At 38.0% G+C, this 13,835-nt stretch carries 13 protein-coding genes; 8 read left to right on the plus strand and 5 right to left on the minus strand.

Annotation, left to right across the window (positions count from 1 at the left end; all coding sequences use genetic code 11):
• Nucleotides 1-464: 464 nt before the first annotated feature.
• Entirely contained in the window at nt 465-686 is a 222-nt protein-coding gene (locus BTO11_RS03205; protein ID WP_105051232.1) for a hypothetical protein, read from the minus strand.
• A gap of 587 nt (nt 687-1,273) precedes the next feature.
• On the opposite strand from BTO11_RS03205, the gene BTO11_RS03210 reads away from it, so the two are divergent.
• Both BTO11_RS03210 and gorA read left to right on the plus strand, forming a co-directional pair.
• Nucleotides 1,274-1,921, plus strand: coding sequence for a thiol:disulfide interchange protein DsbA/DsbL (locus BTO11_RS03210; protein ID WP_105051233.1), 648 nt, complete (start codon nt 1,274-1,276; stop codon nt 1,919-1,921).
• A 156-nt stretch (nt 1,922-2,077) separates the two neighbouring features.
• Nucleotides 2,078-3,430, plus strand: coding sequence for a glutathione-disulfide reductase (gorA, locus tag BTO11_RS03215; protein ID WP_105051234.1), 1,353 nt, complete (start codon nt 2,078-2,080; stop codon nt 3,428-3,430).
• A 165-nt stretch (nt 3,431-3,595) separates the two neighbouring features.
• Here gorA and BTO11_RS03220 read toward each other — a convergent pair whose 3' ends face one another.
• The 4 genes from BTO11_RS03220 to BTO11_RS03235 form a co-directional block, all read right to left on the minus strand.
• Nucleotides 3,596-4,210 (minus strand): hypothetical protein, encoded by a 615-nt coding sequence (locus BTO11_RS03220; protein ID WP_105051235.1) that lies wholly within the window; start codon nt 4,208-4,210, stop codon nt 3,596-3,598.
• Entirely contained in the window at nt 4,207-4,812 is a 606-nt protein-coding gene (locus BTO11_RS03225) for a sigma-70 family RNA polymerase sigma factor (RefSeq protein WP_229793368.1), read from the minus strand. The genes BTO11_RS03220 and BTO11_RS03225 overlap by 4 nt, the downstream gene beginning before the upstream one ends.
• A 95-nt stretch (nt 4,813-4,907) precedes the next feature.
• Nucleotides 4,908-5,567 (minus strand): energy transducer TonB, encoded by a 660-nt coding sequence (locus tag BTO11_RS03230; RefSeq protein WP_105051236.1) that lies wholly within the window; start codon nt 5,565-5,567, stop codon nt 4,908-4,910.
• A gap of 303 nt (nt 5,568-5,870) precedes the next feature.
• Nucleotides 5,871-7,421, minus strand: coding sequence for a cryptochrome/photolyase family protein (locus BTO11_RS03235; protein WP_219846454.1), 1,551 nt, complete (start codon nt 7,419-7,421; stop codon nt 5,871-5,873).
• A 447-nt stretch (nt 7,422-7,868) separates the two neighbouring features.
• On the opposite strand from BTO11_RS03235, the gene BTO11_RS03240 reads away from it, so the two are divergent.
• From BTO11_RS03240 to BTO11_RS03265, 6 genes are all read left to right on the plus strand, one after another.
• Entirely contained in the window at nt 7,869-9,302 is a 1,434-nt protein-coding gene (locus tag BTO11_RS03240) for a TolC family protein (RefSeq protein ID WP_105051238.1), read from the plus strand.
• A complete protein-coding gene (locus BTO11_RS03245; protein WP_105051239.1) occupies nt 9,302-10,270 on the plus strand; it encodes an HlyD family secretion protein in 969 nt (322 codons plus the stop codon). Before BTO11_RS03240 ends, BTO11_RS03245 begins: the two co-directional genes overlap by 1 nt.
• Nucleotides 10,271-10,288: 18 nt before the next feature.
• Nucleotides 10,289-11,476 (plus strand): ABC transporter permease, encoded by a 1,188-nt coding sequence (locus tag BTO11_RS03250; protein WP_105051240.1) that lies wholly within the window; start codon nt 10,289-10,291, stop codon nt 11,474-11,476.
• Nucleotides 11,473-12,615 (plus strand): ABC transporter permease, encoded by a 1,143-nt coding sequence (locus BTO11_RS03255; RefSeq protein ID WP_105051241.1) that lies wholly within the window; start codon nt 11,473-11,475, stop codon nt 12,613-12,615. Before BTO11_RS03250 ends, BTO11_RS03255 begins: the two co-directional genes overlap by 4 nt.
• A gap of 134 nt (nt 12,616-12,749) precedes the next feature.
• Nucleotides 12,750-13,112 (plus strand): DUF1304 domain-containing protein, encoded by a 363-nt coding sequence (locus tag BTO11_RS03260; RefSeq protein ID WP_105051242.1) that lies wholly within the window; start codon nt 12,750-12,752, stop codon nt 13,110-13,112.
• Nucleotides 13,113-13,555: 443 nt separating this feature from the next.
• On the plus strand, nt 13,556-13,834 hold the full coding sequence (locus BTO11_RS03265; protein WP_105051243.1) for a hypothetical protein: 279 nt from the start codon (nt 13,556-13,558) through the stop codon (nt 13,832-13,834).
• Nucleotide 13,835: the final 1 nt, after the last annotated feature.

A 13,835-nucleotide genomic window follows, 5' to 3' on the forward strand; every position in this document is an offset into this window, starting at 1 on the left:
AATTTTTATGATTATTCGAATAATAGTAGATAAGTAGTATCTAGATCATAGTTTTACAAGGGGTAGGTGACTTATATGTAATAAAAGGGGTCAGTCATAACAACGAAAGTAGAAGTAGGACAGAAGTTAAATCCGCTCGTTGATTCTTTAATTAGCTGAATACAATAACTATTGGATTAAAGGAGATGATTTAATTTAACCCTGACCCCTTTTATTTATGACTCCTAATGAAATTACTAAATGTATCCGAGCGGTATCAGTAAATTTGGATAGATAGCACTTTTAAATACCTTCAATATTGGCCGCTTTGATGAAGCAGTTAGAGGCATGTAAAAAAACATGCCTCTATAAAAAATTAGTTAGGTGTTGAACGATAGTGCTCTCTAACTTTAGTTCCATCTTTTTTAGTATGCGACGGAACGTGTACTTTCTTTTTTCCTGATTTAGTCTTCATTATTATCCCCTTAACCTGTGTGGCAATCATTAGCACAATAAAAACAACCATCGAATTTACTGCTCGGGTATAAAACTTTTGCATATGCAATAGCTAGATAACAATTAATGTGAAAACCCAAATCTACTTGGTTTGAAGTATTTGGATAATTATGGCTCACACATGAATTTAAAGCATGAACTTCATGTAACCCTTTATTATCGGGATTTTTATTAACTATATATTGAGGCATTTAGCACTCCTTATGTAAATTTTAAATGAAAGAGAGCCAAGCTATAATTAATAAATCTTTAAACTATGCTAAATATCTATTAGTATTTGCTTTCCAATATTCGGGTTAGCTCTCTTGTTAATTTGAATAAGCCATAAAGAAGAAAGGTCAGATATTCTTCTTTATGGCACTCCTTTTCAAAACACTACATACTAGTAATTATTTTTTTCAATAACACTATATGATGTGCATAAATCAATTTATAGCTGAAATAATAAACAGTTGTTTTTCTTTATGCAAATGAAATATTGTTGTAAAAACGAGCGTTTATTAGGCTTGTCAGTGCAAACTTACCCTACATAACTTACTGTTTATATAAACAGGCTAAAGCCACTTGTTTTAAAAAAATTAAAAAAGTTTAAAAATATATAGTCGAGCCATGAATGTGCTGACTTAATTTGTATAGTGAACTGAAAACCAGCGAACAAGTGAAATGTTTTTTTGATTTAAAACTTATCCAAAAACCAACACTACAATAATATTTGCTTGAATTTCACTCGACAACAACTTCTAATGAAGAAGTCATATTTTTTATATAGGAAGTAAATATGAAATTAAAAGTCGTTATTTTGGGGCTACTTATACTAGTGAGTTATCTTAGTGTCGCTCCAGTTCAAGCCGATGAAACCGAGCAATTTATACTTGGTGAGCATTATATTGAAATAGATGGGACACAAACTAGCACACCTCAAGTTACAGAATTTTTCTCTTTTTATTGCCCACACTGCTACAAAGCAGAGTCTTTTATGGATAACGTTAAGACCTTGTTAGATCAGCCAAGTCAATTTGTTAAAACGCATGTGGATGGTATGCCTGGTAGAAGTATTGAAGTTGAGCATCTACTGACCAAAGCCTTAGCTACCGCAAGATTATTAAATATTGAAGATAAGATGGTAGCCGTTATTTTCTCTTACATCCACAAAGGCAAAGCTGACTTTTCCACCGCAAAAGAGGTTAAAAACCTGTTTTTGTTAAATGGAGTGGACAGTGTAAAACTTGATAAAATCTTTGGTAGCTTTAAAGTCAACATGGCGGCCAATACAATGCGTATAAAAACTAGCGCATTGCGCAAGCAAGGAATTGGCAGTGTGCCAACATTAATAATCAACGGTAAGTTCAAACCGAATCATAAAGCGTTAAAAACCCAAAGAGAGTACTTAGAGTTAATTACGTTTTTATTAACAAAAACTGCTTAGTTTGAATGTTTTTAATCAAATATAAGGTCTAATATTCACACTTGGTTAAATTAAACCGATTAACGTTATCGACTTTTTTGATTTGGTTTTCTATGGTTAACACCATATTCTTACTTCATTGTCCTTATTACTATAATTCAATATTGGAATTCTCACATGACACAACATTTTGATTACATCTCCATCGGTGGCGGAAGCGGCGGTATTGCCTCAGCAAACAGAGCGTCTATGCGCGGTGCAAAAGTCGCACTTATTGAAGCTAAACACATGGGCGGCACTTGCGTAAATGTGGGTTGTGTTCCTAAAAAAGCAATGTGGTTTGGTGCGCAAGTAGCAGAAGCTATTCATAAATACAGCGCTGATTATGGTTTTGATGTCACCGTTAATAAATTTGATTGGGGCAAATTAGTAGAAAGCCGCGAAGCTTATATTAAACGTATTCATGGTTCTTACGACCGCGTTTTAGCCAACAACAAAATTACGGTTATCAACGGTTTTGCTAAGTTTGTTAATGCTAATACCGTTGAAGTTGACGGCGTACAATACACAGCCGATCACATTACAATCGCAACGGGCGGCAGCCCAACTTGGCCAACAATTGAAGGTGCTGAACTTGGTATCGACTCAAATGGCTTTTTTGATTTAACAGAACAACCTAAACGCACAGTTGTTGTTGGTGCGGGTTATATAGCTGTTGAGCTTGCTGGTGTATTGCATAGCTTAGGCACAGAAACTAAATTAGCCGTACGTAAACACATGGCATTACGTAATTTTGATCCTATCTTGTCAGAAACCTTAGCGGAAATGATGACAGAGGAAGGCATTGAGATATTAACTCAAAGCACGCCATCTAAAGTTGTTAAACAAGCAGACGGTAGCTTGGTACTGCATTTTGAGAATGGCACGTCTGTGGAAACTGACTGTGTTATTTGGGCTATTGGTAGAACACCAGCTACGGATAATATTAATATTGAGTCTACTGGCGTTACACCTGATGCACGCGGTTATATTCCAGTAAATGAACATCATGAAACCAACGTGAAAGGCATTTATGCCCTTGGCGATATTATTGGCAAGATAGAGTTAACACCTGTTGCCGTTAAATCTGGTCGTATATTGGCAGAACGTTTATTTGGTGGCATTACTAATGTTGTTATGGATTACACTAACGTACCAACCGTGGTATTTAGCCATCCTGCTATTGGTACTATGGGCTTGTCTGAACCAGAAGCAATTGCTGAATATGGTGCAGAGAACGTAAAAGTATATACATCAAGCTTTGCGGCTATGTACACAGCGGTTACTTCACATCGTCAAATGACTAAAATGAAATTAGTTTGTGCTGGCGACAATGAAAAAGTAGTAGGTATTCACGGTATTGGTCTTGGTATGGATGAAATCCTACAAGGGTTTGGCGTTGCTATGAAAATGGGCGCAACCAAAGCAGACTTTGATTCTTGTGTGGCTATCCACCCAACATCTTCAGAAGAGTTTGTAACTTTAACCTAACCCGTTGAAGTAAATAGCTTTGAACATAAAGTAATATTTAACAGCCTAATAATGCGCAAACATTATTAGGCTTTTTTAATATTTGTAATGGTCACTCGTTGTTAACTGCTTGTGAATTTACACTAATAATTACATTAAATAATCTGACGACACCGGCTTACTTTATCAATCACACATTTCCGCGTTGTTGTCATAGCTCTGGGTATTTGAGTTTATTATCTGGTGAAGTCGGCCACTATTATCCGCCAGTAACGTTACCGGTGATCCTATTTCAAGCGTACTTATTTTCTCGTTTTGGTCTAATTGCTTTATCACATCTTGTGATAACTGCACCAACCCCAAATCACACACTTTGATCACCATCACATCGTCGTTAACGGTTATAAATCCATGTAACGATTTTCTATCGTTTAACTCAGATAATGCAGTTAAATATTGACGATATTGTGCGTCACCTGCTGACTTTTCATTATGGTTTACATCATTGTTTTGAAGGTGAACATCATGATAATAAACTACCTCTAAATCGCTACTGAAGCCTTGGCTAACGGTATAAGTGGATACCGGATCAGATATGTCACTGTTCTGTTGAATTCCAAATACGATCACTAACAAAAAAGCGGCTGAAATAGCGGGTCCATTTAACCAGCGCCATATCGGTGATTTGGTTTGTCGGGCATAGCTCAACACTTGATCATTAAGCTGCTTTGGCGCTTTTTTGTGGGCTTTTCTTTTAAGATAAAGCTCCTGTAAAACTTGTTCTGAATGTTTCTCGCTCATTTTACAGTCTCTCTATCTTCTAATGACAGTTTATCTTCTAACAACAGCTTTTGTTTTAAGGTTGATTTTGCGTATCTAAGTCGGCTTTTTACCGTTTCCATTTCAGTTTGGGTGATGTTGGAAATCTCACGTAAGCGCAACCCTTCTTGCTGTAATATGAACACTTCTCTTTGTAAAAATGGCAGCGAGTTTAATGCCTCGTCGAAGGATTGTTTGTCTTGTTCCATCATCAACACGTCAACAAGACTTGATTGTTGATCGGCTAATTCATCAAACTCTATACAATGCCAACGGCCGACTCGGCGATATTCGTCAACTAAGCTAAATCTGGCAATTTTAAATACCCAAGCTTTAAAACTGCCAGTATCACTGTACGACTTACGGCGTTTAATCACCTTTTCCCACGTTATCTGATAGATATCGTGGGCTAAGTCTGCAGCGGTTTGTGATAAAAGATAATGGAATAAGTCGTCCCCTATGCGTTTAATCAACTCATTCAGATATTTAACATCACTTGTATCAGCGTATTTGAGCATCAAATTCTCACTACTTTCTGCGATGTTTAACCAGTTTCTAACGGTTATTCCAAATCCCATTTTCATCCTTAATATTCCCTACTGGGTACTATTAATACTGCGACAAACGTTGCCAAGAATAGTCTTTAATGCAACTAAAGCGTGTTGCTATAAACAATAGGCTAGCCTTGCGTCATACCAAATTCAAGTAATATTGACTGGCCACTTTGTACCATAGCCTCGCCATTAACTAACTTAGGTTGGTATTTCCATTTTTTAAGCGCTTTGCGTGCCGCACGTTCAAAATAACGTTTTGGCTCAGCATCCATAACCTTTACATCGATTACACGTCCCAATTTATCTATAGAGAAGGATAAGCTAACCCAACCTTCAATCCCTTCAGTAGCAGCTTTAATTGGGTATTGAGGTTCCACTCGAAATATTGGTGTCGCACTTTTATTTTTTTGACCACCTAAACCAATTTTTGTTAATCCTATACTTGGTATTTCCACATCAATTCCTGGAGGCCCAAGTTCCAAATGATCGTTTTGAACTAGATCTTGTGGAACCTGTGGCGGCATAGGTTTCGGTTTTGGAGGCTCAGGTAATGGCTTTACTTTCTCCTTAGTGGCTTCCTCATTCTTTACACCATTGACATCAACCGTGATAACCGGAGCAGGATCAATAAATGACACTTCTGTTTCTGCCAATTTACTCATAATAACAAAGAGAACGAGTGCCATTACGGTGCCAGCAATGGTAAAACCTGAGACTTTTAGCACCATTTTTACTAAAGAAGGTGCAGCTAAGTATGTTGTTGAAGGCTGTATTATTGTGTTCATATTAATTCCTCAATTTATTGTTGGATAAGTTAAGGAAGTTAAGTGCGCGTAATTAACTTCAGTAGTAAAACGCTTGAGGTTTGAAAAAGGGGTTAAATTAAAATGTTTTTTTCAATTCTGAGATATTGTTACTTTAAATGAGGTTATTAATATGAGAAATGAGTGAAGCCGTTAAATGTCTTGTTGGTGTTGCTAGCGATATTAAAACGTCTTTGTTTCTTAATTTATCCTGAGCTAACCTATTCAATACATAATATTGGCGGCATTCTTTATATAATCGCTGGAGTATGTAGGCTGAAACGCTTAAAGCGTATCTAGGTTATTTAATAGATAATTTGCGTGCTCAGTTATTTCAATTTTTTGCGCTTCTGCCATTTTTCTCCAATTACCAACGGGGAAACTCATACGATGATTTGAAGATAACTTGTCATAATTCTCACCAATAAAGTTCCAGTACAGACTGTTTAATGGACATGCGTTCTCGCCTATTTTTTCTTTTACCTTGTACTTGCAACCTTTACAGTAATCACTCATTTTATTTACATAATTACCACTGGCAGCGTATGGTTTAGTCGCTATCCAACCCCCGTCAGCAAATAATGCCATGCTTCGTGTATTGGGTAATTCAACCCACTCAATCGCGTCGATATAAATTCCTAAATACCATTCATCCACTTGTTTTGGTGATATCCCAGCTAATAAAGCAAAGTTACCTGTGATCATAAGCCGTTGTATGTGATGTGCGTAAGCATGATCTAACGATTGTGTAATCGCACTGTTCAAACATTGCATATTGCTTTTACCGTGCCAAAAAAAGTCAGGTAAATCACGCTGCGCAGACAAAAAGTTTTGGTCTGCATACTCAGGCATGTTTATCCAATACATGCCGCGTACATACTCTCGCCAGCCTAGTATTTGCCTAATAAATCCCTCAATTTGAGGTAAGGTAATTTTGCCCTCAGATTCTTCATAAGCCAGCAACGCTGTTTGAATAACTTCCTGAGGGTTTAATATTTTACAGTTAATAGCAAAGCTTAATCGTGAGTGATACAAGCTCCATGCATAAGGTGAAGCCATGGTCATCGCATCTTGAAAATTACCAAAGTTTGGCAATTGGTGTTGGCAAAAATACCTTAGTAGCGTTAATGATTGCTCTTTATTAATTGGATAAGCGACCTCAGTTGACTCTTTCCCCATGGTTTTAATGCCGTGTTGTTTAATGCGTGCTAAATATTCACTGGCATCATTGTTAAACACTAACGGTTTGGGGATAACTTTAATGTCAGATTTGTTAAACGATTGCCTATTATTACTGTCAAAGTTCCAAGCGCCACCAGTGGGTTTATCACCTTCCATTAAAATATTAAAACGCTTACGCATAGACCGATAAAAGTTTTCCATTCTTACATGAGTGGCTTTAGTAAAATGGTTTGGTAATTCATCAAATGGTAATAAAAAGTGATCGGTGTCCGCTTCATACACAGGTATATTAATATGTGAAGTGATGTTCTTTAGCTGCTCTCGCAGGCGATATTCATCGGGCCTTTGATAGCTAAAGCTTTCGCTATCATATTTTTTTACTAAGCCAACGATCAGTGCAGTTAAGTCCTCAAATGCCTGAGTATCATCAAGTGTTAAGTAACATACACGGTGACCTTGCAACTCAAGTGTTTTGGCAAATTCGTGCATTGCAGAAAAAAACGCGGTGATTTTTTGAATGTGATGTTTGGTGTAATTAGCCTCCTGGTGAAGTTCTGCAATAACAAAAACAACATCGTCATCAACTACTCTAAACCAAGTGTGCTGCGCGTTTAATTGATCGCCCAAAATGAGTTTAAGGTGCTTAGCTTGCATTGTTATCTCTCATTGTTACTTTGGCCTTTTAATTATCGCTTGTGAAGTCTGTACCGACACAGGTTATTACTAACTCCTTCATACGCACTTGATAACAAGAGGGATCAATTTCGATAAAAATGATGTCTAACTTTTGGGACAGCTGCTGTGATGTTTAATGGACTTTGAAGCAATTTTGTTAATAACCTTTGTGCTAACTATTTTATTGATCATTAATCTATTAGTAATAACCACATTTAGTTACGGGAAATACCGAGTAGTGTAATTGGCATTTTTATTTCATACTGAGGAATAAAAATTACTGCTTTAAAATCAATGAGCTTGTTTACAGTTTTTATGACAATATTAATACACGGTTAGGATCATAAGTTCTCTAATATTCATTATCCGACATCTGAATCAAGACTCAGGTGTAAATTTATCGCAAATCAGCAGGTTTAATTAACCATGTTTCATCAAAAAAAAGTATGGCAATCTAAATATTTACACTCCGTTTTATTTTGCATCATTGGCACTCTTACCTTCTTTGCTGATGCCAATGAAGCGCTAACCTATGAGCAAGCTTTACTAAAGCTTCGTCAGCAGTCTGATGCCATTCAAGCGGCAAATTATAATGTAGGTAGTGAACGGGATCGTCGTGCATCACTTGATGATTTAAATTTACCCACACTGAACATTACCGCTGGAGTTCAAGCTTATAGCTTAGAACGTGACCTGAATATTGAGTCGTTCCAGCAAGCTGCGGGTCAAGTTATTCCTGGGGCTGATCAGTTATTACCAAGCTCTATAGCGCTTGATTTTAATTCCACTAACCCCAATGCGGCGATCAGCTCTAGTTGGTTGTTATATTCAGGTGGCACTACAAGCGCAGCGCAACGATTAGCCGATGCAAGTATCGCAGTAGCTGAAGCTGAACGTACTGGTACAATTGATCACCAAGAAAAAATACTCGCAACCGTTTATTTTGGTCATCTGTTAGCTGAAAATGTATTAGCAATTCGTGAAGATGTTTTAAAAGGTGTTGAGCATCACTTACATCAAGCAGTTCGCTTTGAAAGTGAGGGGATATTATCTAAAGTAGAGCGGCTGCATGCCCAGGTGGCCTACGATGAAGCGCGTCGAAATTTAGAACAAGCTCGTGCTGACTTTGGTATTGCCGATGTCACATTACGTCGGCTATTACGTAGTGAGCAATCGGTCAAGCCTGTTAACCAATTATTTGTCATAACCAAGCCACTTGCTCCATTAGATGATTTCCTTAAATCAGGGTCTTCCAATCACAGCCAATTAGCCAAAGTTCGTGCAAAGCGCCAACAAGCAATACAAAGTAAGAAAATTGAAGAAGCCCGTTGGAAACCAACTGTCGTGGCTTATGGTAGTTATAATTTAGTCCAAGAGGACACTGACTTGTCTAATCCATTGCCTTTATTAGAGCCTGATTGGGTGGTTGGTATTAAAGTAAGTTATCCCTTGTTTGACCGATACGACCGAAGCCGACGTGTGAGTTCCGCTAAAGCGCAAGTCAACAGAGTGAATGCACTTGAACGAGAACTTGAGTCCAATATAAATACTTACATAGAAAGGAGTTACCGTAGCGTTAACCGGTCACGCGAACAATTTATGCTATTGGAATCAAATATCGAACTTGCCCAAGAAACACTAAAGCTGAGAGAACGTTTATTTTCAGAAGGCATGGGAACATCACTTGATGTGGTTGATGCTCGACTGGCTGCAGCCAGAGCTGAAACCGAACGAGCTAAAGCGGCGTATGGGTTTGTTGTATCACTGGTTGATTTGTTAGATGCAAGCGGCCAACTAAAAAACTTTACCGATTACGTGAGTCAGGCTGATGTCAGACTGTCAATTAAGGAAACTAAATAATGAAAAACAAAGCCTTTTTAATCGCAGTGGTTCTGGCCATTCTTGCCATAATAGGGTTTGCGTTATTCACAATATCATCGCCTACACCTTTGGCGTTTCAAGGACAAGTTGAAGCCCGAGAAGTTGATGTAGCTGCAAAAATAGCAGGTAGAATTAATAAAGTATTGGTTCGTGAAGGCGACAATGTATTAGCTGGTGATCTTCTTTTTGAATTAGATAGCCCTGAAATAAATGCAAAAATGTCACAAGCTAGTGCAGGACGCGATGCCGCACAGGCAATGAGTAATAAAGCAGATACTGGAGTCAGAGAAGAAGAAGTAAGAATGGCTCAATTTGCATGGGCTAGAGCGCAATCAGCCGCGGATCTTGCACAAAAAACCTTTGAACGATTTGATGCCTTGTATAAAGAGGGTCTGATCTCTGAGCAAAAGCATGACGAAGCACAAACAAATTACCAAGCGGCAAGTGATGCAGAAAAAGCAGCTAGAGCACAATATGACATGACACTTAACGGTGCCAGAAAAGAAGATAAAGCGGCTGCGACTGCCATGGTAAATCAAGCTGAAGGTGTCATTGCTGAAGTCTCGGCGTATTCTGCCGAAACGCACCTTAGCGCACCTATTTCAGGTCAAATAACTCAAGTGCTCGTTGATGCTGGAGAACTTGCTCCAACTGGGTTTCCGGTCATAACCATTGTTGATCTGTCTGACTCCTGGGTAGTGCTTAATGTACGTGAAGATCATTTAAATAATTTTCGGATGAATACAAATGTTATCGGCACAGTGCCAGCGTTAGGGAACCAAAAAATATCATTGTCGGTGTATTACATTGCTCCTCAAGCTGAGTTTGCAACTTGGCGAGCGACACGTTACTCATCTGGCTATGACATCAAAACTTTTGAAGTACGTATGCGACCTGACAAACCGGTAGATGGATTACGACCTGGTATGAGTGTGTTAATTAAATAACAGCAAAGGATCCGTTACGTGCAAAGCCAATTTCAACATAAAGTGAGTTTCATCACAGCACTTAAACGTGAGCTGAAATACTATCGATATAATGGCCGAGAGTGTCTTATTGCGGTTGCCATTTTACTGGCAAGTATGACTTCAGTGGCATGGATTTTTTCCTCGGGTACTTTAACTGACTTACCAATAGCAGTAATTGACAACGACAAGTCTGCACTTTCTCGTAGTTATATAAGAATGCTAGAAGCCGCGCCTGAAATGCATATTGTTAAGCAGCTTAATTCAACCGAGCAAGCACGTGAACTTTTAGAGCAAGCCTCTATTTATGCTTTTGTCCTAATCCCTAACGATTTCGCAAAAGACATCAAAACCGGTCGGCAAACAAGTATCGTCAGTTGGAGTAGCGGTCAATATTTGACAATTTCATCCACTATTTCAAAGAGTTTACGCCAAGTAACAGGAACTATCTCTGCGGGTATTGAAATAACCTCATTAACAAAACGCGCTGAGAGTCGTTTGGCCGCTCATGTGAATTATTCGCCGATACAATCTGAACTTAGAACGTTATTTAATCCTTATCAAAATTATCAATTTTTTATTGTCTCAAGTCTGTTGCCAGCTATGTTACAAATGTTTGTGATGATTTGGACGGCTTTTGTTGTTGGCCGAGAGCTTCAAGCTAATACTTGGGCAAAAAACCTTAACGCTGGAACTAGTATTTACGCCCTTATAACGGCCAAAGTATTGCCCGTATTTATTATCGCTTCGGTCATTGCATTTGCCTGTTTAATCTGGCTTTTTGCTATATCAGCCTGGCCGGTAAACGGCAGTTTAAGCTTGCTTATCTTAGGTTGGGAATTAATGATTTTGGCTTATATTGTATTGGGGATTCTGTTCACAAGTATTGCATCCAACTTAGCCACGGGACTGTCGTTTACCGTTTTTTTTACCGCTCCAGCTTTTGCTTATGTCGGGATCACATTCCCACAACATGCAATGCCTTTAATAGCACAAGTATGGACTTATATGTTACCGGTTCGATCTTTACTGCGTCTACAAATAGAGCAAGTTGAATTGGGTGCACCTGTAGTTAATTCGATACCCGAATTATTAATATTACTCGGTTTTATTTTGTTACCGCTTCCTTTTGTTATTGCTCAAATACGACGTCGTTGTAGAACAGAGAATGTAGGTTGCCAGTTATGAGAGAATTTTGGTTAGCTTATTGGCGCTCATTATTAGCTATTGTGAAAGATATTAATATTTTACTGTTAGTTATTATTGGACCAATAATATATTCAATTTATTACCCTTTTCCTTATAGCACCGAAGTTGTTCGACAAATCCCGGTAGCTATAGCAGATTTAGACCGTAGTAGTTTGAGTCGCCAATTAATCCGTTTAGCTGATGCAAGTCCTGATATTGAAGTGATTAATGTTGTCACTCATCCCGATGAAATAAAGCAGGCGTTATGGGATGGTGACATTGAAGGTGGATTAATTATTCCTAAAGGTTTTCGCAAGCATGTTATGCGCGGTGAAACCGCGAAAGCCATCGTTCTCGGTAATGGCGCTTATTTTATGTTTAACCGTGGAGAACTGCTAGGTTTTAGCGGAGCAGTGCAAGCTTTGTCGAGTCAATTTAAAATTGAGCATGAACTTAAGAAATCAGTATCTACTGCGCAAGCTCAAGAACGAAGTGAACCTGTACGATTAGAGTTTAGAGCTGCATCAAACCCAACGGGAGGTTACTCCACTTATGTTGTGCCAGCCGTCGCCGTAGTCGTACTACAGCAAACACTGTTATTGGGGATTTGTATGTTACTTGGCACTTGGCGAGAGTCTCGTTCTGCTCCTTTTAATATGCAGCATTCGAGAAATCGATTAGCCTTGGTTTTTGCCGCTGCTACTATTTGCATTATCAACACCTTATATTACCTAGGTATTGTTTATTGGCGTGAAGATTATCCTCACCTAGGGCTGTTACGAAATTTATTACCCCTTATCGTTATTTTTTCTTTAACGGCTGCGGCTTGGGCCGTCGTGATTGGTTCCTACATTCGTCATCGTGTACAGGCTGTAATTTACTTAGTACCTACATCAATCCCAATAATATTTCTTGCTGGTTTTGCATGGCCTGTAGAATCGATTCCATCACCTTTAGTTGCATTGAGTTTACTGATACCGAGTACTGCAAGTGTTCAGGCATTTTTAAATGTTGATCAAATGGGAGCTTCATTTGTACAAGTTTTATCTGAAGTTTTAAATCTAGGCTTATTGTTTCTTGGATTGTTACTTATGATTATTTTAAGAAAAAACTGGCCATCATCAGACAATGCTAACTAGCTAAACTATTCTGCAGTACAAAAACTAAATAAACCAAGCCTAATATTGAGCGATCATTATTAGGCTTTTTTTATATTTATTGCTAAGTTAGCGCTTTATATTAAACGCATTAAACCAAATTCTAGGAACAAACCATGTCCACTTTATCTATTATTCTTGTGTCATTAGTCGCTGTTGAGCATATTTATATACTCATCATGGAAATGTTTATGTGGACCAAACCACGTACATTAAAAGTATTTGGCTTAGAGAAATCATTCGCAGAACAAACCAAAGCAATGGCAGCCAATCAAGGTTTGTATAATGGATTTTTAGCAGCTGGGCTTATATTTGGCTTATTGCACAGTAATCCAGTGTTTGGATTTCAACTGCAGGTATTCTTTTTATCTTGTGTGATCATTGCGGCTGCTTTTGGATCAGCTACGGTTAAGAAGTCGATAATTTTTATTCAGGGGATTCCTGCTATTTTGGCTCTGTTAAGTGTATTGTTTTTATAACAAGCATTACATTGATAGCTAAATTAGCTTAAATAAAAAGGCTACCAAATATATTCATAATAGTTGGTAGCCCAATTCTTTATTGACGTCCGATCACATTAGATTCTGCTTTCTTGTCTTTCTTAGCTGCTTTCTTTTCTTTTGCAGTTAATAATGGTTTCTTTTTATTGTCTTTTTTACTGTCTTGCCCTTTGCTCATAATATTTACCTTAGTAATAAGTGCCTAAAACCTAAAGTCGACAATCGCCAACTCAAGGGCGGGGTACTAGAATAATCAAGGGCAGCATCAAAGCATATTGATGTGCCTCAAGCTCAGTATGACCCTAATCGGACACAACTGATAGATAATGTTTCCGTCGACTAATTGAAGATAAGTAGACAGTCTGCCAATATGTCTAAATAACAAACTATATTGAACCGTATTAACCTTATAAGAAGTAATTATGAGAAGTACATTTAGAAAAATATTCAGTCCAATCCTAAATTTTTTTGAGTCTGGTGAAGGTGAATTTAATCACGAAAAATCCCACAGAAAAATTACCATTGTGGTTGGTATTTTGTTCTTTGTTCTATCAGGTGTTTCAGCCATGTCAGCAATTACCTCAGAACAACTAGCTGGGTTTATTCCTTTCATTGTATTTTTCTTACTTGGCTTTGTATGCGAAATCGTTGGCCTGTTAGGTAATGATCGTGCGGTTTCAAAAATTTGGGGCAACAAATAGC

The sequence above is a fragment of the Psychrosphaera saromensis genome (assembly GCF_002954545.1).
Lineage (GTDB): Bacteria > Pseudomonadota > Gammaproteobacteria > Enterobacterales > Alteromonadaceae > Psychrosphaera > Psychrosphaera saromensis.

Bases quoted from the DNA above. Each gene is read 5' to 3' on its own strand.
- BTO11_RS03205 (WP_105051232.1), bottom strand. From the start codon at position 686: ATGCCTCAATATATAGTTAATAAAAATCCCGATAATAAAGGGTTACAT.
- BTO11_RS03210 (WP_105051233.1), top strand. From the start codon at position 1,274: ATGAAATTAAAAGTCGTTATTTTGGGGCTACTTATACTAGTGAGTTAT.
- gorA (WP_105051234.1), top strand. From the start codon at position 2,078: ATGACACAACATTTTGATTACATCTCCATCGGTGGCGGAAGCGGCGGT.
- BTO11_RS03220 (WP_105051235.1), bottom strand. From the start codon at position 4,210: ATGAGCGAGAAACATTCAGAACAAGTTTTACAGGAGCTTTATCTTAAA.
- BTO11_RS03225 (WP_229793368.1), bottom strand. From the start codon at position 4,812: ATGAAAATGGGATTTGGAATAACCGTTAGAAACTGGTTAAACATCGCA.
- BTO11_RS03230 (WP_105051236.1), bottom strand. From the start codon at position 5,567: ATGAACACAATAATACAGCCTTCAACAACATACTTAGCTGCACCTTCT.
- BTO11_RS03235 (WP_219846454.1), bottom strand. From the start codon at position 7,421: ATGCAAGCTAAGCACCTTAAACTCATTTTGGGCGATCAATTAAACGCG.
- BTO11_RS03240 (WP_105051238.1), top strand. From the start codon at position 7,869: ATGTTTCATCAAAAAAAAGTATGGCAATCTAAATATTTACACTCCGTT.
- BTO11_RS03245 (WP_105051239.1), top strand. From the start codon at position 9,302: ATGAAAAACAAAGCCTTTTTAATCGCAGTGGTTCTGGCCATTCTTGCC.
- BTO11_RS03255 (WP_105051241.1), top strand. From the start codon at position 11,473: ATGAGAGAATTTTGGTTAGCTTATTGGCGCTCATTATTAGCTATTGTG.
- BTO11_RS03260 (WP_105051242.1), top strand. From the start codon at position 12,750: ATGTCCACTTTATCTATTATTCTTGTGTCATTAGTCGCTGTTGAGCAT.
- BTO11_RS03265 (WP_105051243.1), top strand. From the start codon at position 13,556: ATGAGAAGTACATTTAGAAAAATATTCAGTCCAATCCTAAATTTTTTT.